Below are 20,591 nucleotides of genomic sequence, written 5' to 3'. Positions count from 1 at the left end.
ATCAGCCTTTCGCAATCACCATGAGTGTTCCGAGCGACGCATCCGCCGCCCCGACAACACGCGCCCCGACCGCCTTCATCGCACGCAGATACGCGAGCGTCGCGCCGTCGATCACATCGCCCGGTGCGAGCACGGGAATCCCCGGCGGGTAGAACACGATCGTTTCCGCTGCGACCCGTCCCTCAGCCGCCCCGAGATTGACATGCTCGCTGCGTGCAAAATACGCATCGCGCGGCGCGAGTGCCGTCTCCGGAATCGGAGGCAGTGTGAGAAACGTAGCCGCCCCGCGCGAAATGCACATCGGCGCATTTTCTTCTGCCATCCCCCGCAATGCCGCCAAAATCCGCGCCGTCTCCCGCTCCCCGTCCGCATAGGAGAGAAGCAGGAGCACATTCCGCGCGTCGGCAAGCTCGCACGCGATGTTACGCCGTCGCAGTTCCTCCTCCGCCGCAAAGCCCGAAAGCCCGAGTCCCGTCACCTGCACCGTAATCTTCAGCGGATCGAGTGCCGCCATCCCGTCCGCACCCATGTACTCTGCACCGAACGCCCAGAGCCCTTCGATCTCGTTGATCCTCGCCCGCAGTTCCTCTGCCGCACAGATGGCGGCGGAGAGGCGTTCCCGCCCCTCCGCCGCCATCTGCGCACGCGCGAGATCGAGCGAGGCGAGCAGGATCTCGTTTGGGCTGGTCGACTGAAGGATGCCCGATGCCGCACGTATCCGCGCTGTTGGCACACATCCGCCGCGTGCGAGCAGCATTGAGGTCTGTGTCAGCGAGCCGAGCAGCTTGTGTGTGCTCTCTGCCGAGAGATCCGCCCCCGCCGCCATCGCCGACGGCGGCAGTTCATCGGAAAACGCAAAGTGCGCCCCGTGCGCCGCATCCACGAGGAGGAGTTTCCCCTGTGCATGGAGGAAAGCCGCGATTGCCGCCAACTCCGCCGCGACGCCGTAGTACGTCGGATAGACGAGGAGCGCAGCGCGTGCCTCGGTGTGCTCGCACACGGCACGTTCCACGGTACGCAGTGACACCCCCATCGCAATCCCGAGCCGTGTGTCGATCTCCGGCTGCATATAGACGGGACGTACCCCCGTAAGAACCATCGCCCCCACAACCGAGCGATGTACATTGCGCGGCACAAGGATCACATCCCCCGGTGCAAGCGCAGCGAGCAGCATTGTGTGAACCGCTCCCGTCGTCCCATTCACCATGAAAAACGCCGCATCCGCGCCGTACGCCTCCGCCGCCCGTTCCTCCGCCGCGCGGATACAGCCCGTCGGCGCATGGAGATCGTCGAGCTCCGATGAGAGCGAGACATCCGCACGCAGCCCCTCCTCCGTAAAGAAGCGGTAGAGCAGAGGATACGCCCCGCGCCCGCCCTTGTGTCCCGGCGTGTGGCAGGGCAGCACGCCCAGCCCCGCATAGCGGAGCAGAGCCTCGGCGAGCGGCGCGTTCAATCCCCCTCCATCATGCGATTCTGCACGCGCAGATGCACCTTCGTCCCCTTGCCCGGCTCGGAGAGGATCTGGATCGCCGCGCCGATGATCTTCGCGCGCTCCTCCATGCCGATCACACCGAAGTGCCGCCCGCGCAGACGACGCTGCGTTTCCATATCGAGTGCATCCGGCTCCTCCTTTTCCTCCGGCACACGGTTCGTATCGAATCCGACGCCGTCGTCCGCAATGAGCACCGTCAGAGCCTGTGCCGTATAGTGCATACGCACGCGCACCTTGTCCGTCTTGGCATGTTGGACGACATTGTTCAACGCTTCCTGCACAATGCGGAAAATTGCAATTTCCACGTGTTTCGGCAGCGCATAATGCGTCCCCTCAAGGCTGAACGTCCCACGCAGCTTCCCGCGCTCACCAAACAGACGGATGAGCTGCTCCACCGCCTGCGGAAGCCCCAGATCATCCAGAGCCATCGGCCGCATATCAAAGATGATCTGCCGCACACTCGTCAGACATTTACGGATCTCGCCGCGCAGATCCACAAGCGTATGCTTTGCCTCCGCCATATCCGTATCCATCAGCCGCTCGGTGATCGTCGTCATAAAGAGTACATTTGCCAGATCCTGCGCAGGTCCATCGTGGATCTCGCGTGAGATGCGGTAGCGTTCCTCCTCGGTCGCCTTGATGATGCGCGCACCGACGAACTTGTCCTTCTGTACCGCCTCGATCTTCCAGAGTACGCCGCTGACCTGTGTACTGAGATAGCTGAGTACCGAGCCGATGGAGAGCGCCATATGCTCCGCGCGTGCCACAACATTGTAGAGATAGCGCAGACGGATCTCCAGCTTGTCGCGCTCCACGCGCATCGTCTGCTCCTTCTCGCGCTCGATCGCGAGGTTGATCTGGATGATGGATACCGCCTCATAGCTGGAACGGATCTCATCCTCCGTGTGCTCCATGAAGTTGCGGCTCACCTCCGCGAGCCGCTGCCGCGCCTTCTGCTCCTCTGCCTCAAGCGCATCTACACGGTCGATTGTTTCCATGACCTTCTTCTTCAACTCTGCCAGACGATCACGCGCATCGTCCACCTCCACGCGTGTATTCTGATAGATGTCAAAGATCTGCGTCTTGTTGTCCTCGATCGTATCAATTGTATTGGTCAGCAGCCTGCGCAGCTGCCCCTCCTCGAACCCCTCAATGATCTGTTCGTCCATCTGCCTGTCGCTCCGCCGCCGTCTCTCTACTGTCCGCATCCTGTCCTCCTGCATTGTATCCATGCTCATTGTACCCCATTTCAGGGCAAAAGTCACGCAGACTTGCATTTTCCGAAAAAAATCGGTAAAATGACCAAATGGAGAGTAATACAGTCCTACACAGATAAGACGAAAGCACAGGTGAACGCAATGAGCATCTTCTCACGCTTCCTGCCGAAGCGCAAACCGCCCGAGGTCAAGAACAACATCCCGAAGGAGAAAGAGAACATCCGCAAGACCTTCGGCATATACTGCAAGAAGCACCACAGCCCGAAGGAGGGCAAGCTCTGCCCCTCCTGCACGGCGCTCCTCGCAACTGTCTTTACCAAGATGGATCGCTGCCCCTACGGCATCACAAAGCCCATCTGTGACCGATGCGACCGTCCGTGCTTCGGTCCGAAGGCGACACAGGAGTTCCTCACCATCATGAACAGTACGCAGCGCGGCATGTTCCTGCGCCACCCGATCATGACGATCAAGCACAAGCTGGCGAGCATGGGGGTCGACTACGCGAAGTACCAACAGGAAAAAAAGGTCAGCGACAAGACAAAGGCGAAGGAAAAAGCGGCAAAGGCGCGCGCAAAGAACAAAGAGAAAAAGAAGTGACGACACAAAAAAACCTCTCGTATGAAACGGGAGGTTTTTTCATGTGCAAATTTATGCGAGACTCTTGACATAGTCCTTGAGCTCATCCGCTGCACGCGTCACGCGCGAGAGGTTCGCCGTGATCTCCTCGGTCGATGCCGCCTGTTCCTTGCTGATGGAGCCGGTCGTCTCAATGGACTTCGAGATGTCCTCAACGGCGCGGTTCATCTCGTTCAGCGTCACCTGAATGCGCTCCGTCGCCTCACGCGACTGCTCGGCGAGCTTGCGCACCTCCTCTGCGACAACAGCGAACCCGCGTCCCTGCTCACCTGCACGCGCCGCCTCAATCGCAGCGTTCAGCCCGAGCAGATTCGTCTGCCCCGCGATGTTCGTGATGAAGTCGATGACCTTGATCGTGTCGGCGTTGCGCTCCTGGAGAAACTTCGCCTGCTTGACGGACTCCTGTCCTGCGCTGGCAAGCTCCGTCGCGCTCTTTGCAACCTGCTCGATCGCCTCGTAGACCGTCTGCGTCGAAGTTGCAATCTGCTCAATCGCCGAGAGCAGCCGCTCGTGGTCAATCTTTGTGTCTTCTGCCATGTTTTCTTCCTCCCTGATCCATCCGGGTGTGAATAATTTCGTATGTGCTGTTCGCTATATTTCCTATTCAACGCCTCGGGAAAAAACCCTTCTTTCGATGAAAATTTTATCCCATCGAAATCACTTCTCCGGCATAAGAATGATGTTCACCGGCAGATTGGAGGCCCCGGGCGGCGAATACTCGAATGACACCGGCTGCGTCCCCGCATACGTCCCGAGATCGGCAAGCTCCGTGTACGGAGTCAGCAGCAGCATCCCCTCTGTACGCGCCTGTACGACGTTCGGCGTCTCCGGCGGCGTCTGATCGCCAAAGTAGGGGCGCACCGCAGGTGTCTGAATGAGCATCCGGCGCCCCCCGCTCTCCGCACGCACGGCACCCGCATAAACACCGCCCAGCGGGCTCAGGAAATACCGTGTGTTCCCACGTCCTGCCGTCGGGATAGACAGATGGTAGAGGATGCCGTAGTTGCCGTAGTTCACGACGGGTGTTCCATCCGTCGCATCGACACCACGCCGGTAGGTGTCATGAATGTTGTCACCGATGGGGAAGTAAACCGCGCCGTCCACGTCGGGACGATAGACTTTCTGTGACGTAACGACGCGGTTCATCCCGCGGAACGTCCCGCGCAGGGCAATCTCGTCACGCGGCAGGACATGGGCAATGCGCAGGAACGCAAAGGGATCGACATCCGCCCCGTACATGATGACCGAGACGCGCACGGGGGCATTCGCGTGAAAATCATAGACCCCGTACACCAGCTGTCCCGGCAGGAGCACCGTTTCGCTCATCGCGGGCACGAGGAGACGCGGACGCTCCTTCGTCACATAGATGCGCTCGTTCATCTCGCGCGTGTCAAAATAGCCGAGCTGCGTCTCCTTGCCGACATGCAGATAGTCCGTACTTGGCGCACCTGCCGCCCCGCGCGTCACCGTAACGGCAGCGAGATCCGCCGCCGTCTCAAGCACGACGGCGACCTTCTTCGGCTGCGCCGTATCGTTCAAGTGGTAGTAAAGAACACGAGCATCCCCCACCACGGTATCGCGGTAGAGAATGCCCGTCTCCTTGACGTACTCCGGGCTGTCCGAGAAGAGCAGCGTACCGCCCGTGTCGTAGGACTCCACCTCCCAGCGGCGCATAAGCTGTGATGTCCCATGTGAAAAGATGCGGTTTTTCGGCGGTTCTTCCGCACGGAGGATGTTTGCCACACGGGTGCGTATATCTGCCTGCGCCGCGCCGCGTTCCCGCACAATCGTTGTGCCGCCGTCATGCTTTGCCGCATACGTATGTCCTGCCGCACAGATGAGTGTGAGCGCTGCAGCCGCTATTTTCTGAAAGAATCCCATTTTCATATATGTTCGCTTACATTCCCTTCGATTTTATCCAATGGTGTGCAGCTTTGCCCGCAGCTGCGCGATTCCCTCCTGTACCCCCTCGGGCAGCTGCGCGAGGCGTGTTTCCAACCGTGCGGCAAGATCCGCCTTGAGGAGGCGCAACCGAAACTCTGTGATGCCGAAGTGCGGCGGCGGGATATTGACGCGGTGCAGGAGATATGGATTCGTTGTGAGCGTGTTCAGCCCCGCCTCCCCTGTCACCGCCGTCAGATAGTCCTCCTCGGCGAGCATGGCGACAACAGCGTCATCATAGGCGCCGTTCGGATAGGAGAAGCTGTAGATGGTCTTCATCCCGCGCCACTCCATGAGGAGCTTGGAAAGACGCAGCTCGTCGCGCTGCTCGTCGCGCGTGAGCGTCGTGAGCGGCAGATGGTTCGCCGTGTGGCTGCCGATCTCCATGCCGCTGTGCTCCAGATCAAACAGATCCTCCCATGTGAGATAGCCCGGTTTTCCAATGGCGTTCGTCACCATGTAGAACACAGCTTTCATGCCGCGCTCTTCGAGCATGGGCAAAACAACGCGCCGATTGTCCTCGTAGCCGTCGTCAAACGAGAGGATGATCGGCTTGTCGGGGAGCTGCTGCTTGCCCTTGCGCGCGCGTGCATAGTCCTGCGGCGTGATGGTCGTGTACCCCTCCTCCGCGAGGTAGTCCAACTGCTGTGCAAAATCGGCGGGCGGCACAACGTAGCGGTGCTCCTCCGGCGGCGCATCCTCCTTCACCATGTGATATTCCAAGATGGGAAACCCTGCAGACGGCTCCGCCGTCAAAATCCATCCGGCAACTGCCGCCGACAGGAGTATGGGCAGCGGCAGCCCCTTTGAGAGCCGCCGTGCAATTCCTCTGATCAAATCTCTATACCTCCTCTGCAACCCTGCAGATCTTCTTCAAACGATGACTCATACCCGACTTGCTGATGTGGCAAAGCGCGGCAAGCTCCGCCATGCTGATCTCCGGATGGGCGCAACGCATCTGCGCCGTTTCACGCAGATCAGCAGGCAGCGTGGCAAGCCGCCCCGCCGCCCGAAGGCGCTCGATCGCCGCCAGCTGATTTGCCGCCGCATCCACGGCGCGTTGGAGATTTGCCGTTTCCACGTTAACGATGCGGTTCACCTGTGCGCGCACCTCCTTGAGGTTGCGTGCGACCTCGATCTTCTCCGCCGCCTCCTCCGCGCCGATGAGCGCGAGGAAATCCATGACCGCATCCCCCTCCTTGAGATAGACGACATAGGTATCCCGTCGGTCGGTCAGACCGACGGGGAAGTGCAGACGGCGCAGGAGAGTATGGAGGGCGCGCCCCTGCTCCGGACGTTTTGCCGTGATCTCCAGATGACAGCTTGCCTCGGGGCGGTTGACACTCCCGCCGCTGAGGAACGCCCCGCGCAGATACGCCGCACGGCAGCACTTTTTCCGCAGGAGTGTCGGATCTGTCCCCACAGGCGCACCGCCCGCGAGCAGACCGAGACGCGTGAGGAGCGGCGCAACTCCCTCCCCCGCAGCGATGTTGACGATGTAGGTACGGCGGCGCAGCTGCGGCGTGCGCTCCATCGCGACCGAAGTTGCAAGCGATGCGTCCATCGCACGCAGGAGACGGATCACGCGGCGCGCAACTGCCGCACTCGCTGTCTCGAACCGCAGGCCCATGCCATGTTCACCGTCCGTAACCATGGACGCCCCCATACGCAGGAGTGCCGCGAGCTCCGCCGTCCGGCAGCAATCGCGCTCCGTGTCCGTACGCGAGAGCGCATTTTTCACATCCGAGGCAAACGAGGACATCTCATCGCACCCGAAAATCGTAAATCATGCGCATGATGTTGCGGCTGAGTTTGTCCGGATCGTGACGCACCGCATCGGTCTGGTTGATGATGTCCGCCGCGACGAAACCAATGCCGAGTGCGTTGATGGACTCCTCGTCCACCACGACAGGGGCAACCCCCTCTGCGGCATACTTTGCACGAAGTTTGTCCGAGATCGGTGCATTGTTGACGAGCATAAAGTCGATTGCCCCGCGACCCGCGTGTTTGATGATCGCCTCTGCGTGCATGGCGGCGGTATAGCCGTCCGTTTCGCCGGGCTGTGTCATCACATTACAGATGTAAATCTTGAGGGCGCGGCTTCGCCGAAGCTCCTCCGCGACGCCATTCACGAGAAGGTTCGGCATGATGCTCGTGTAGAGACTGCCGGGACCCAGGATGATCGCGTCCGCCGTACGGATCGCCTCCAATGCGGACGGCACAGGCACAACGTCCTGCGGATAAAGACGTACGCGGCGGATGCGCCCCGCCGCCTCCGGGATGCGCGACTCGCCCTCGACCACCGTACCATCCTCAAGAATCGCATCAAGCCGGACGGACTGCTTCGAGGCGGGGAGCACGCGTCCCTTGACGGCGAGTACCTTCGAGGACTCGCGTAGCGCCGTCTCCATATCGCCCGTAACCTCCGCCATCGCCGCAAGAAAGAGGTTTCCGAAACTGTGTCCCGCGAGGTTGCTCTGCCCCTCGAAGCGGTACTGGAAGAGCTTTTCCATCAGCGGCTCGGTATCGGCGAGTGCCACAAGACAGTTGCGCAGATCGCCCGGCGGGATGATGCCGAGCTCCGCACGCAACCGTCCCGACGAACCGCCGTCGTCCGCAACGGTCACCACCGCCGTCACATTGCTCGTCAGTTCCTTGATGCCGCGCAGGAGAACGGAAAGCCCATGTCCGCCGCCGATCACAGTGACGGCGGGGCCGCGGCTGAGGCGTGTCTTTTCATAGACGAGATCCACGAGGCGTGCCGATGTCCCCTCGGGCATGAGCGCCGTGATGACGGATCGGATGATGTGCCGCGTCGCCACGAGCATCAGCCCGCTGCCGAGAAGTGCGACCGCAACGCCCGCAATCACGGTAAAGCCGTAGTCATAGCTGCCCTGCCATGTATAGACGAAGCGAAAAATAGCCTCCTCGATGCTGTCAATGTATTTGTAATTGAAAATAAGTGCTACGCCAAGCCCGACACAGAGCGTTCCGACGGCAAAGACAAAGAGCCATCGCTTGAACCCCATGCCGGGATAGAGCCATTTCATGAGATGCATCCGCTATCCCTCACTCACGTGTTCCTGCACCTCGTTTTTCATGAGGTCGCGGTGCTCCAGATGTGCCTCATAGCCGCCCCTGATGCGGTCATAGAGATGCTTTGCGATGAATACGCTGCGGTGCATCCCGCCCGTACACCCAATGGCGATGACGAGCTGACTTTTGCCCTCCTTTACATACTGCGGCAGGAGGAAGTCGATCAGACCGTCGAGGTACTGCTCGAATTTCTGTGTCACGTCATACGACTCAATGTAGGACGCAACCTGCGGCACCGTTCCGCTCTTGCTGCGCAGGGCATCCACATAGAACGGATTCGGCAGAAAACGCACGTCAAAGACGAGATCGGCATCCAGCGGAATGCCGTACTTGAACCCGAATGAGAGGATGTTGACGTTCATCTCCGCATCCCCGCCCGGCGTGTCGTAGTGCTGTCGGATGATGTCGCGCAGCTCCGCCTTGCGCAGGTGCGAGGTGTCGATCAGCTGCGAGGCACGCGCACGCACAGGGGCAAGCTGCCGGCGTTCGCGCGTCACCCCCTCCGAGATGCGTGCGTCGGGTGCAAGCGGGTGCGGACGGCGCGTCTCCTTGTAGCGACGGATGATGACATCGTCGGATGCCTCGATGAAAAGCAGCTCGTAGGAGGCATTTCCCGCATCCAGTTCCCCGAGAATCCGTACGAAATCATCGAAGAACTCGCGGCTGCGCGTGTCCACCACAATCGCCGCGCGGCTGATCTGCCCGTGGGTCTCACGGCAGAGGTCAATGAACTTCGGGATAAAGACCGGCGGCAGATTATCCACACAGAAATACCCCAGATCCTCCATATAGCGTGCGGCAAGCGACTTGCCGCCGCCCGAGAGCCCCGTCACAATCACGGGGCGGAACTTCTCCGCCGACCGTTTCACATCAGCCATAGTGTCACCTCACAGTACAAATTTCTCGATCGCGAGCGCGATCCCGTTCGCATCGTTCGATGCCGTCACATAGCGGGCGCGCTCCTTTGCCTCCGGAAGCCCGTTCTCGGGAACGACAGAGAACGCTCCCATCTCCAGCATCTCAAAGTCATTGTCCGCATCTCCCGCCACCATCACCTCATCGAGGGTGAGCCCCATCGCGTCCGCGAGCGCCCGCACGCCGACCGCCTTGTTGATGCCGGGCGGATTGATGTCAACGCTCGTCCCCGTATTCTGCTGCGGGACAAGCTGACCGGCGAAGTGCTCCCGCACCTCACGCACATAGGATTCCACCCCGTTTGTCAGTTCACGCAGGACGAACTGCGGCACGTTCTCCGTATAGCGCAGGTAGTTGCCGCCGACCTCGTGTACCTGAAAATTTGCCGTCGTACGGTAGGCGGTAAAATACTCTGCGCGGTACTCCGGCGCATAGATGTCCGATCCTCTGTACCAGTTCACGTACCAGCCGCGCTCGTACGCAAACGTCAGAAACTCGGCGGTCAATGCAGGGTCGAAATAGCGGGCAAAGACAGGCTCTTCCTCCGCTGTCCCGACATAGCCGCCGTTGCAGCAGATCACGGGCGCATCCGAGGCGAGAAGGCGGGCGAAGTACAGCGCCGAGCGCAGCATACGCCCCGTCGCAATCGTCACCGTGACGCCACGTGCCATCGCACGCGCGATGATGTCCTTCGTGCGCGTTGTGATCTTCTTATCCGAAGTCAGAAGCGTCCCGTCCAGATCGAGCGCAATGAGTTTGATCGCCATTCCGTTCCCCCTTCATCGGCACGGGCGCATCCGCCCCCATGCCGAGCACATAGTGATAGATCGCTGCCGCAAGCCCGTTCTCCTCACAGGTCAGCGTCTCGTAGTCCGTCACCTCTTTCACCGCGGGGAACGCGTTGCCCATCGCGATGCTCCTGCCCGCCGCCTGCAGCATCGGCAGATCGTTGTACGCATCGCCGATTGCCATCGTCTCCTCGATTGCGATGCCGAGCTTTGCCGCGAGGGAGCGCAGTGCCGATGCCTTCGAGATTCCCTTCGGCACAACCTCAATCAGGCGCTCCGCCGAACGCATCACATCCACCTGCGTACCAAATGCCGTACGCACCGCCGCCACACGCTCCTCAGCGGACTCCCCCTCCGTCGTTATAAGGAGCAGCTTACAGTTGCCCGCCGTATGCACAAACAGCCCGTCCCATCCGACCGCCTTCCCCGCGAGCTTCTGAGAGTTCTCGTAAAAGCGGGACTCATCGCACGCCTCCACATAGCGCAGCACACCGCCGCTGTAGCTCTGGATGTACCAACCGCGCGCCTTGCAGAACGCGATGATGTCGTGCGCGAGCGCAGGATCGACCGTGTGCTCCTCGTAGACGCGTCCGCTCGGACTTTTAATCAGCCCACCATTGTACGAGATGATCGGCACATCCACGCCAAGTGCCTCGGCAACGGGCAGCGTCGCCTCGAACATGCGCCCCGTCGCGATTGTCACCGTAACGCCCGCCTCCACCGCGCAGCGCACAGCGGCGATATTCTCCGCCGAAACCACATTCCCATCCGGCAGCATCGTCCCGTCCAAATCCGATACGAATAATTTGATCGCCATATGATCCCCCTGTTTCCCAAAATGCTGACAAATCCCATTCCCCTATGTTATAATAGCCCGGAAAACACGATCGAAAGGAGGGGCATCTTGCAAAACGTATTCCGCAACTTTCTCATCCTCATCGGTATGCTCCTCATCCTCACGGGCATCTTCGGGCTCTCCTACACCTACCGGATCGACCATCGCACGGCACGCAGCCTCTCCGCGTATGCGCGCATCGACTTTCAGGCATCCTACACGGGCGAGGGACGACTTGAGGGGGCAACCCTCGCGCTGTGGGACTACCGCTTTGACGAGGCGAAGCTCCTGCCCGATGTCGTTCTCTACACGGACGGCGCCGCATGGGAGATGAAGGCGGCAGTCAAATATACGCCGCATCCCGTCCCCGATGCCGACAACCCCTACAAGAACGAAAACAAATTCTTCGTCGAGCTCCCGCGTGCGAGCCTTCCCGCCGTCCGCAAGGCGACGGGCATCCGCGTCCGCTTCTACTACGACAACGGTCAGACCATCGATCTGCCGCTCAGCGAACCCGACCTTGCCTACTGGCAGCGCGAACTCGGGAAAGGCATCTGACCGATGCATATGCATCTCTGCTTGAGACATTGTAACACCTCCACCGAAATTTTTCCAGTCACCGCATTCTTGATCTCACTCCCATTTCCGCTATGGCGAAATTCCCATATACACTTGAAATGCTTTTCTATCAATGCTATAATGATCATGAATCAGAGGTGCGCATGCGCCAACCAAATAGAAAAGCCTCGGGGAGTGATGACCCCGAGGCTTTTTTGTGCGCTGATGAGACGCACCCGGCTGATGCCACAGCGGAGGCTGCTTCTACCTCCTCAGCCTCTGCACAATCAGTGCGCCAAGAACACTCCCGACAACACTGATGAGCAGCGAAAGCAACAAATCAGAGATGTGCACGTCACCAACCTCCCTCCCGTGCCTGATTGACCGGATGAGAGCCGTGGCAAGGGGATTATATCACATAGGTAAAGGAAACATCAATGAAGAAAAACGACTTCGTCCTCATCGGCGCACTGCTCCTCCTCTGTGGGATCGGTGCCATATTTTTTTTCACACACACGGACAGTGACGTGCGTCATGCCGTTATCACACAGAACAATGTGCAGCTCTACGACATCCCGCTCACGGGACACACGGGTACGGAGAACATCGTCATTGCGAATGAGCACGGGGCGAACACGATCCGCATCGAGGATGAAAGCATTGCCGTCGTCGATGCGGACTGCCCCGACCTCGTCTGCGTCAAGACGGGCAAGGCATCAAAAAAAGGCGATGTGATCGCCTGTCTGCCGCACAAACTCCTGATCGAAGTAAAGTGATATGACGATACACCGCATGACGCGCATTGCGCTGCTTACCGCGCTCTCCCTCATCCTCTTTGTACTTGAGGGATTCCTCCCTCTGCCGCTGCCCGTCCCCGGCGCAAAGCTCGGGCTCGCCGCCATCGTCACACTCATCGCACTTCATCTCCTGCCGACGCGCGACGCTGCACTGATGCTCACGGTGCGCATCCTCCTCTCCTCGTTCTTCGGTGGAGGTATCGCGCCCATGCTCTACAGTCTCGCAGGTGGTGCGGCGAGTTTTGCCGCGATGGTGCTGCTGAAAAAATACACGCAGCTGTCCATCGTCGGCATCAGTGCAGCGGGCGGATTCCTGCACAACATGGCGCAGCTCCTCGTTGCCGCCGCCGTCATGCAGACCTCCGCCCTCTTTTCCTACGCTCCCGTACTCGGCTTCGTCGGTATTCTGACGGGCATCGGCATCGGCATCGCTGCACAGACAATTTTACGGAAGCACTGATAAATTCAGCCGCGCCATCTTGACGCATCTTTTTTGCCCGCACTGTGTCGGCAAATCCTCCACATAGCTTTGGCTATGCGTCCGGTTTGCCTCCTTGTTCGGACGAAAAATCTACGCCAATCTGACGGACTTCATTTTATCAGCGATTCCTTTACAGAAAATTTACGATAAATATTCTCAATTTCATGTTTTTATGCTATACTTCTATTAGCTGATTTTTCTTTCTTCTATGTCAATTTAAGGAGGACAATCCAAATGGAGTATCGTATCGAACACGATTCCCTCGGTGAGGTCAAAGTTCCGGCGGACAAGTACTGGGCGGCACAGACGGAGCGCAGCTTCGAGAACTTCCCCATCGGCATTGAGAAGATGCCCGCCGAGATCATCCACGCGTTCGGCATTCTGAAGAAATCCGCCGCGATTGCAAACAACAAACTCGGCAAGCTCGACGAAAAGCGGATGAATGCCATCAAGGCAGCATGCGATGAGATCATCGCCGGCAAGCTCGCAGAGCACTTCCCCCTCGCGGTCTGGCAAACGGGCAGCGGAACGCAGTCGAACATGAACGTCAACGAGGTGATCGCGAACCGCGGCAACGAAATCGCGGGAGAGAAGATCCTGCACCCGAACGATCACTCCAATATGTCGCAGAGCTCGAACGACACGTTCCCGACGGCGATGCACATCGCAGCGGTCATTGCCATTGAGGACGGGCTCTTTCCGAGCATCGACCTCCTCGCCGATACCTTCCGCCGCCTAATGAAGGAGAACGAGGGCATCGTCAAGACGGGGCGCACCCACCTGCAGGATGCCGTCCCCATCTCGTTTTCGCAGGAAATCAGCGGCTGGCTCGCGATGCTTGAGCAGTCGAAGAAGCAGCTGCAGGCGGCGCTGCCCTTCCTCCACGAGCTCGCCCTCGGCGGCACTGCTGTCGGCACGGGACTCAACACGCCGAAAGGCTTTGATGTCGCCGTCGCACAGGCGGCAAGCGAGCTGACGGGCAAAAGCTTCGTCACCGCCCCGAACAAGTTCCACGCGCTCACGAGCAAGGATGCGATCGTCTTTGCACACGGCGGTCTCAAGGGGCTCGCCGCAAACATGATGAAGATCGCGAATGACATCCGCTGGCTCGCCGCAGGTCCGCGCTGCGGTCTCGGCGAAATCACAATCCCCGCGAACGAGCCGGGCAGCTCCATCATGCCGGGCAAGGTCAACCCGACCCAGTGCGAATCCGTCACGATGGTTGCCGTACAGGTCATGGGCAACGATGCCGCCATCGGCATTGCCGCCTCACAGGGCAACTTCGAACTGAACGTGTTCATGCCCGTCATGATCTACGACTTCCTCCAGTCCGCACGCCTCCTCACCGACTCCCTCCGCTCGTTCAACGACCGCTGCGTCACGGGCATCACGGCGAACCGTGAGAAGATGCACGAGAACCTCCATCGCTCGCTGATGCTCGTCACGGCTCTGAACCCGTACATCGGCTACGAGAATGCGGCAAAGACCGCACACAAGGCATTCGACGAGAACATCAGCCTCAAGGAGGCGTGCGTCGCCCTCGGCTTCCTCACCGCCGAGAAATTCGACGAGGTATTCCATCCCGAACAGATGGTGTAAAGCCGACGTTCACTCATACTATAAAGGACTGCTGCAAAAAGCGGCAGTCCTTTATAGTTCTCTTAAACTGCTAAAAAGCCCGGATTGAAAATATTTCTTTCCATTGTCAAAAAATGTTATAATAACATCCATAAAACAGGTTTCAACAGAAATGGAGCATACCATGCAGAACACATCCTATCAAAACCTCATCATCGGCTTTGGCAAGGCGGGCAAGACGCTCGCGGGCTTTCTCGCGAAGAAGGGCGAGACGGTCGCCCTCGTCGAGCGGTCAAAAGAACGCTACGGCGGCACCTGCATCAACGTCGCCTGCATCCCATCGAAATCGCTGGAGTACAGTGCGCGGCTCTCGGCAACGGCGGGCGGCGACTTCGCGGCAAAGGCGGAGCGCTATCGTGTGGCGATTGCAGAGAAACGCCGCCTCACAGCGATGCTGCGTGAAAAGAACTACGCCAAGGTGACGGGTGCGGGTGCTGTCGTCATTGACGGGGAGGCATCGTTTGTCGATGCGCATACCGTACGCATTGTCGGCGCGGACGGAGAGCAGACCGTCACGGCGGAGCGCATTTTCATCAATACGGGTGCACTGCCCTTCATCCCATCAATCGAGGGTGTGGCAGAGAGCACGCACGTCTACACGAGCGAGACGATGATGGAGCTGGACGAGCTGCCCGAAAAGCTCGTCATCATCGGCGGCGGCTACATCGGGCTGGAGTTTGCGTCATACTACGCCAACTTCGGCTCGTCCGTCGCCGTCGTGCAGGACGGCGATGCCTTCATCCCGCGTGAAGACGCGGAGATCGCCGCACGCGTCCTACAGCATACAAATAATCGCGGCATCCATATCCTAATGGGGACGAAGGTACAGCGCATCGAGGACAGTGCCGGCGGTGCGAACGTCGTCGTGCAGACGGCGGACGGGGAGAAGCGGCTCGCAGCGAACGCCATCCTCATTGCAACGGGCCGCCGTCCGAACATCGAAGGGCTGAACCTTGCAGCGGCGGGCATTGCTGTGACGGAGCGCGGCGCGGTCGCCGTTGACGAGCACCTGCGCACGAACATACCGCACATATGGGCGATGGGCGATGTCGCGGGCGGCCTGCAGTTCACCTACATCTCCCTCGACGATTTCCGCATTGTAAAGGATCAGCTCGCGGGCAGCGGAACGCGCACAACAGCAAATCGCGGAGCCGTCCCCTACTCCGTCTTTCTCGATCCGCCGCTCTCGCGCGTCGGCATGACGGAGGCACAGGCGGAGGCGGCAGGCTTTGACGTACGCATCCTCCGCCTGGAGGTCGCCGCCATCCCAAAGGCACAGGTCTACAAGAAGCCCGCCGGCATTCTCAAGGCGGTTGTGGATGCAAAGACAGACACCATCCTCGGTGCTCATTTCTTCTGTCCCGAGTCGCAGGAGATGATCAACCTCATGAAAATGGCAATCGACCACGGCATCACTGCCGCCGTGCTCGGCTCTGCCATCTACACCCACCCGACCATGACCGAGGCACTCAACGATCTGTTCAGCTGAAAGGGAAACGACGATGACATTCGCGCATAAAACGGTACGGTATATGTTCGCCGTCCTATTCGTCCCGCTGCTCTTCCTCGGCGCGGTAGCCGAAGCTGCACCCGAGGCAGCCCCCATACATCCGACTGGAACCACCCCGTCCGAGCACACCGAAATTCAGCAGCTGATGATGGAGTTCCGCCACCCTGTCGCAGACGGCACACTCATGCGCATGATCTGGCGGATTGACGGTCTTGCCAAGGACGCGCTCTCGGCGGAGGAAATCGCAGAACAGGAACTCGATCCGAACGCGCTCATCCCATGCCTCGCGGAATTTGTCGCCAAGGAGTTCACAAACGGGCGCACATTGGACATCCGCGAGCATTATGTCCCGTGGACACCCGCACTGGAGGCGAGCCTCCGCGCACACATCGCCGAACAAAACCTCGCCGCCGAGAACGACTACGGCGCACGCGCGGAGACGGTGACGAATCCCGCCTACAACATCCGCATCGCCTATGCGGATGGACGCAGTCTCTATATCACCTCCGAGGGGCAGTCGGTGAACGAACATGAGGCGGGCATCGAGGACGCCCTGCTGAACTGGGCGGACGATGCCTTTGCCGAAAACAGAACATAGACACAGCAAAAAGAGGACTTGGACTTCTCCGACAGAGGAAATCCAAGCCCTCTTTTTAGGTTCTGCATCAAATGTTACGGAGATATGTGCTCCACGCAAACACTTAAGGAAGTGGTTGACCGTACGCCGCTCAGAACGCCCAGTTGATCGAAAGGCCGCCCGTAACGCCCTGCCGTTTGCCCTGCCATCCGGTGAGATTCAAATCACAGCGGAGGCGGCTGTTTGCCTTTGGCGTAAAGCGCCAGCCAAGCTCAAAGAGTGTACTGCCGCCCCGAAGCGACGGGCTCGGGGTGCTGTCCCCCTGCACGACTGCACGCGCATCGCCGTCAAACTCGTACTCCCACGCAAGCCCCGCATAGATCTGACGGTACGCCGCCGCGCCATGTGTGTAGCGCGTGCCGATGCGCAGACGGTGCGAGTTCACCGCATCGAAGTCATACGTCTCACCGGAGCTCAGATGTGCCGTTGTCCCCGCCGTATGTGTATACGCATAGCGCACATACGCGCTGACCGTATCCGCCGCGCGGACACGGAACTCCTTACCTGCGCCGACGTGTACGGCATAGTAGGCGTTCGACGTATCATAGGACGCAACGCCACGGTAGTCGCTCCGTGTCCTGCCAATGCGCAGCGATCCATCGATCCACCTGCCCGCCGCCATTTCGTATTTCGCCATGAGCCCCGTACCGAGGTAGCTCGTCCTGCCGCTGCCGTGCGTGCCGTCGTCGAGATAGGAGTCGTAGCTGCCGCGCCCGTATTCAATCAGAGGACCAAAGGTCAGCGTCCCCGTCCGCAGCGCATTCGCACGCGCCCAACCGAGACCGATATTCCAGCCTCTCATATCGACATGGGAGCCGGTGTTGTGACGAAGTGCGCCCGCGCCCGTGCCCGCCCAAAGTCCGTAGGGAGCTGCACCGGGCGTTGCCGCCGCGTGTGCCGCCTCCTTCTTCGCTGCATCCATGCCCGCTCCTGCGGCAAAATCTCCGCCGGCGTTCAAAAATGCACTTGCACCTGTACGTGTTTCGACAGGGGACTTGGACTGCTCGGTCATGCGTGTCTGCGCCACCGTGCCGACGAGCGCATTCCCCTCGGACACGACCTCAAACGTATAGCTGCGTGAGATGCCGTCCGTTCCCTGTAGTGTCACATGGTCACTGCCTGTAACCCTGCCGCTCATATTCTCCATGAGCGTAATCTTGTCCCCCGGCGCAAACTTCTTCGCCGCTCCGTCGCGGTGAAAATCAAGATCCATCCCCGCGATATTCTTGTCGCCCCCCACCGCCGTCAGGCGCAGCAAGGGATGTGCGCCGCGCGTCGGTGCGGACCCCGTGTCAAACCGGATTTTCTGAATACCGTCAAAGTCACCGATCTCCGTCGTCCGCGTGCCATAGGAAACAGCGAGAGTATTGCCTGTACCATGCGCCGTGCCGCCTGTGACCATGCCCGTGACCTTCGCATTGCGGAGGCTGACGGTGTTATCATTCGTCACCGCACCATATCCGCCCGTAACCGATCCTGTAACGGTCACATCGCTGAGAGAGACGGTGTTGTCCGTCGCCTTGCCGCCCGTGACATCCGTATAGCCGCCATAGACCGTGCCGCTGACGGCTGCACTGCCGCTGATCGCAACACTGTTTCGTGTGCTGTCGCCGCGCCGCTCAGCCGCAGCCGTCGAGCCCGCACCGCTCGTCCATCCACCGTAGATGTTCGTATGCGTGCCGCTGTCAATGGTGATGCGGTTCTCCGTCGTCGTATTGCCCGCACGGGAGATGCCGCCGTAGGCATCCGCTCCATCAAAGACGGGGGATGTAACCCCGGCAAACTGCCAGCCTTCGTAGCGGATGTCGGTGATCTTACTGCCGGTCTTATGAACAGAGATGTTCTTCTCCGTCGTCGCATCCGTCTCGGACTTCAATACACCGCCCGTATAGCCCGTGAGGTTGATGCCGTTCGCGTTCCTGAGGAGCGTCACACCGCCGCGGACGGTGCTGCCCGTCGCGTCGACAGCGCTCTTGTCGAGCGTCGTCGCCGCGCTGCCCGTGAGCTCCAGCATCGCTGCGCCCGCAGTGACGTTGGCGGCATCGAATTTGACTTTCTGGAAGCCCGCGATGTTCCGTGCCTTGTTCGTCCCCTTGACATTCAGCGTGTTGCCCGTGCCGTCCGCCGCTGTGCCGCCTGTGACTGCGCCGCTGACGGTCGCGCCGCCTGCGAGGTTGACGGTATTGTTATGCGTTGCCGCACCCGCGCCGCCCGTGACGGAGCTGACCGCAGCGTTGGCGAGGGTGACAATGTTCCCCGATGCCATGCCCGTGGATGCGCCGCCCGTAACATCACCCGCGTTCGCCCGAATGGTGACTATGTTGCCCGATGCTTCCCCTTCGGCCGCACCGCCGACGATGTACGCAGCAAGGTTTTTCTCGACGGTGACGCTGTTGCGCTCTGCTTTGCCGCCCGCGACACCCGTATAGCCGCCGTAGACCGTTCCGCTGACGTCTGCACTGCCATTCACCGTGACACTGTTCTGCGTGCTGTTGCCGCGCCGCTCTGCTGCAGCCGTCGAGCCCGAACCGCTCGTCCATCCGCCATAGATGTTCGTATGTGTGCCGCTGTCGATGGTGATACTGTTCTTCGCCGTTGTATTGCCGATCACAGAGCGTCCGCCCCATGTGTCCGTTCCTTCGGACTCAGCGACCGTCGCACCCTTGAAGATCAGCCGCGTATAGTCGAGTTTCTTCTCCGTGCTGTCCAGACGGAGCGTCATCTCTGCGGTATCGCCCGTTATTGTCGCGGATTTTATGCCGTCCTTGATGATAATTTTGCCGCGTTCTCTCTCGATCAGCGTCCCCGACTTCGTCTGCGGCGATCCATAGACCCCGATGTCGTTCAGGCTCGCTATCTTCAAATCCGTCGACTTGCGCAGGACGAGTTTCGGCTGAATCGCCTCCTTGAAATAGAAATTGAGCTTCTCGAAACCACCGACATAGTCCGCCTCTGCACGTGTCTTGACATTGAGCGTATTGCCGGACGAGGTCGCACCGTATTTTCCACGCGCCACCCAGACAAACTTGGAAACATTCACTGGCGCAGCATGTTCCCCGTCGCCGAGGTTGACCACGTTATTCGTCAGCACACTCCTGCTGTTCTCGGAGGAGAATGCGGCATATACCTCGCCCTCAATCGTGCCGCCCGCAATGGTGACAATGTTCCCTGTCAGCGTTCCTTTACCGCGCACAAAACCCCCGATGATGTTCTTTTTAATAATTCCACCGTTGATTGTAACGCGATTCCCCTCGACCCTGCCGGTGGAATTGCTTTTTTCAATTGCGCCGCCATAGACCGCGTCCTTGAGCGTTCCGTCGTTGATCGTAACCGTATTTTCCGTCACGTTGCCCGTCGATTTGACTTCGTCGATGACACCGCCCTTGATCTTGCCGTCAATCGTTCCCCCGTGGACGACGACTTCATTCTTGTGGACGTTCCCACGTGCCTTTGCTTTTTTGGAATATCCGCCGTAGATGTGCGATGTCGTTCCGCGATACACCGTGACGGAGTTCCCCTCCGCACTGCCCGTCTCGCTGCCAACAAAGCCGCCCGCCATCGTTGCACCGACCTCGCCCGAACGAAATACGAGCTTGTTGCGGTTTGCGTTGCCGCCGTTCTGTGCAACACCGCCATACCCCACCAGGACTTTGGAGTTCACGATCGTCAGTGTATTTCCTTCCGCATTTCCTGTACCGAGCGCAGCACCGCCATAGACAGCGTTGTTCTCATAATCATAGTTCTCGATGGTGAGCGTATTCCCCGACGCATCCGCGCTGCCTGTGCCAACATCGCCCGCAGCACCTGTGGTGAGCGGTCGCGGCACATTCTTGACCGGCGGATGTGCGGGGTCGATTGTCACATCCGCTGCATAGGTATACGGCGCGAACGCTCCGCCGACCAGTGCCATCGCAGCAAAGAATGCCAGTTTTTTGGATTTGTTCCCCTTGAACAACGAATCATCCTCCTATGTCCATTACAATAAGTGTTTTAGGACAATACTACCATATTTCTTGCAAAAAAGAAATATTTTTTCATAATGATAAGGGC

At 59.5% G+C, this 20,591-nt stretch carries 19 protein-coding genes; 7 read left to right on the top strand and 12 right to left on the bottom strand.

Annotation, left to right across the window (positions count from 1 at the left end):
* Nucleotide 1 precedes the first annotated feature (1 nt).
* The gene (locus tag QU667_RS02380) at nt 2-1,453 is read right to left on the bottom strand and encodes an aminotransferase class I/II-fold pyridoxal phosphate-dependent enzyme (protein WP_304987741.1); all 1,452 of its coding nucleotides are present in this window, start codon (nt 1,451-1,453) and stop codon (nt 2-4) included.
* The gene (locus QU667_RS02375; RefSeq protein WP_304987740.1) at nt 1,450-2,700 is read right to left on the bottom strand and encodes a sensor histidine kinase; all 1,251 of its coding nucleotides are present in this window, start codon (nt 2,698-2,700) and stop codon (nt 1,450-1,452) included. Before QU667_RS02375 ends, QU667_RS02380 begins: the two co-directional genes overlap by 4 nt.
* Before the next feature lie 150 nt (nt 2,701-2,850).
* Between QU667_RS02375 and QU667_RS02370 the strand changes: the two genes are divergently transcribed.
* Nucleotides 2,851-3,306, top strand: a complete 456-nt coding sequence (locus QU667_RS02370; protein ID WP_304988383.1) for a nitrous oxide-stimulated promoter family protein — start codon at nt 2,851-2,853, stop codon at nt 3,304-3,306.
* Between the two features lie 51 nt (nt 3,307-3,357).
* Here QU667_RS02370 and QU667_RS02365 read toward each other — a convergent pair whose 3' ends face one another.
* The 8 genes from QU667_RS02365 to QU667_RS02330 form a co-directional block, all read right to left on the bottom strand.
* Nucleotides 3,358-3,882 (bottom strand): methyl-accepting chemotaxis protein, encoded by a 525-nt coding sequence (locus QU667_RS02365; RefSeq protein ID WP_304987739.1) that lies wholly within the window; start codon nt 3,880-3,882, stop codon nt 3,358-3,360.
* 120 nt (nt 3,883-4,002) lie between these two features.
* Nucleotides 4,003-5,232, bottom strand: a complete 1,230-nt coding sequence (locus tag QU667_RS02360; RefSeq protein WP_304987738.1) for a copper amine oxidase — start codon at nt 5,230-5,232, stop codon at nt 4,003-4,005.
* Between the two features lie 27 nt (nt 5,233-5,259).
* Nucleotides 5,260-6,123 carry a polysaccharide deacetylase family protein gene (locus tag QU667_RS02355; protein ID WP_304987737.1) on the bottom strand — a complete coding sequence of 288 codons (864 nt, stop codon included), beginning with the start codon at nt 6,121-6,123 and terminating at the stop codon, nt 5,260-5,262.
* A gap of 4 nt (nt 6,124-6,127) precedes the next feature.
* Entirely contained in the window at nt 6,128-7,048 is a 921-nt protein-coding gene (whiA, locus tag QU667_RS02350) for a DNA-binding protein WhiA (RefSeq protein ID WP_304987736.1), read from the bottom strand.
* A 1-nt stretch (nt 7,049) separates the two neighbouring features.
* Entirely contained in the window at nt 7,050-8,345 is a 1,296-nt protein-coding gene (gene mgfK / locus QU667_RS02345) for a gluconeogenesis morphogenetic factor MgfK (RefSeq protein ID WP_304987735.1), read from the bottom strand.
* A gap of 3 nt (nt 8,346-8,348) precedes the next feature.
* Complete coding sequence (gene rapZ / locus QU667_RS02340; protein ID WP_304987734.1) at nt 8,349-9,260, bottom strand: RNase adapter RapZ; 912 nt, start codon at nt 9,258-9,260, stop codon at nt 8,349-8,351.
* 9 nt (nt 9,261-9,269) lie between these two features.
* Nucleotides 9,270-10,064 carry an HAD family hydrolase gene (locus tag QU667_RS02335; RefSeq protein WP_304987733.1) on the bottom strand — a complete coding sequence of 265 codons (795 nt, stop codon included), beginning with the start codon at nt 10,062-10,064 and terminating at the stop codon, nt 9,270-9,272.
* Nucleotides 10,009-10,902: a Cof-type HAD-IIB family hydrolase gene (locus tag QU667_RS02330; protein ID WP_304987732.1), complete on the bottom strand. Its 894-nt coding sequence runs from the start codon at nt 10,900-10,902 to the stop codon at nt 10,009-10,011. Before QU667_RS02330 ends, QU667_RS02335 begins: the two co-directional genes overlap by 56 nt.
* A 126-nt stretch (nt 10,903-11,028) precedes the next feature.
* On the opposite strand from QU667_RS02330, the gene QU667_RS02325 reads away from it, so the two are divergent.
* The 3 genes from QU667_RS02325 (at nt 11,029) to QU667_RS02315 (ending at nt 12,735) form a co-directional block, all read left to right on the top strand.
* A complete protein-coding gene (locus QU667_RS02325) occupies nt 11,029-11,478 on the top strand; it encodes a hypothetical protein (protein ID WP_425541873.1) in 450 nt (149 codons plus the stop codon).
* Nucleotides 11,479-11,915: 437 nt separating this feature from the next.
* Complete coding sequence (locus QU667_RS02320) at nt 11,916-12,254, top strand: NusG domain II-containing protein (protein ID WP_304987730.1); 339 nt, start codon at nt 11,916-11,918, stop codon at nt 12,252-12,254.
* Between the two features lies 1 nt (nt 12,255).
* Nucleotides 12,256-12,735 carry a Gx transporter family protein gene (locus QU667_RS02315; RefSeq protein WP_304987729.1) on the top strand — a complete coding sequence of 160 codons (480 nt, stop codon included), beginning with the start codon at nt 12,256-12,258 and terminating at the stop codon, nt 12,733-12,735.
* On the opposite strand, the gene QU667_RS02310 is transcribed toward QU667_RS02315, so the two are convergent.
* Nucleotides 12,721-12,846 (bottom strand): secretion protein HlyD, encoded by a 126-nt coding sequence (locus tag QU667_RS02310; RefSeq protein ID WP_071985983.1) that lies wholly within the window; start codon nt 12,844-12,846, stop codon nt 12,721-12,723. The two genes, QU667_RS02315 and QU667_RS02310, sit on opposite strands and share 15 nt — an antisense overlap.
* 144 nt (nt 12,847-12,990) lie before the next feature.
* Here QU667_RS02310 and fumC point away from each other — a divergent pair, with 144 nt between their 5' ends.
* From fumC to QU667_RS02295, 3 genes are all read left to right on the top strand, one after another.
* Nucleotides 12,991-14,355 carry a class II fumarate hydratase gene (gene fumC / locus QU667_RS02305; protein WP_304987728.1) on the top strand — a complete coding sequence of 455 codons (1,365 nt, stop codon included), beginning with the start codon at nt 12,991-12,993 and terminating at the stop codon, nt 14,353-14,355.
* Nucleotides 14,356-14,518: 163 nt separating this feature from the next.
* The gene (locus tag QU667_RS02300) at nt 14,519-15,883 is read left to right on the top strand and encodes an FAD-dependent oxidoreductase (protein WP_304987727.1); all 1,365 of its coding nucleotides are present in this window, start codon (nt 14,519-14,521) and stop codon (nt 15,881-15,883) included.
* A gap of 43 nt (nt 15,884-15,926) precedes the next feature.
* Nucleotides 15,927-16,502 (top strand): hypothetical protein, encoded by a 576-nt coding sequence (locus tag QU667_RS02295; RefSeq protein WP_425541861.1) that lies wholly within the window; start codon nt 15,927-15,929, stop codon nt 16,500-16,502.
* Nucleotides 16,503-16,632: 130 nt separating this feature from the next.
* Here QU667_RS02295 and QU667_RS02290 read toward each other — a convergent pair whose 3' ends face one another.
* Nucleotides 16,633-20,496, bottom strand: a complete 3,864-nt coding sequence (locus tag QU667_RS02290; RefSeq protein WP_304987725.1) for an autotransporter subunit beta — start codon at nt 20,494-20,496, stop codon at nt 16,633-16,635.
* Between the last annotated feature and the right edge of the window lie 95 nt (nt 20,497-20,591).

Origin of the sequence: Selenomonas dianae (assembly GCF_030644225.1) — a bacterium.
Classification (GTDB): Bacteria; Bacillota; Negativicutes; order Selenomonadales; family Selenomonadaceae; genus Centipeda; species Centipeda dianae.
Note: the sequence above shows the minus strand (reverse complement) of the source record. Positions and strands in the feature narration are given on the sequence as shown.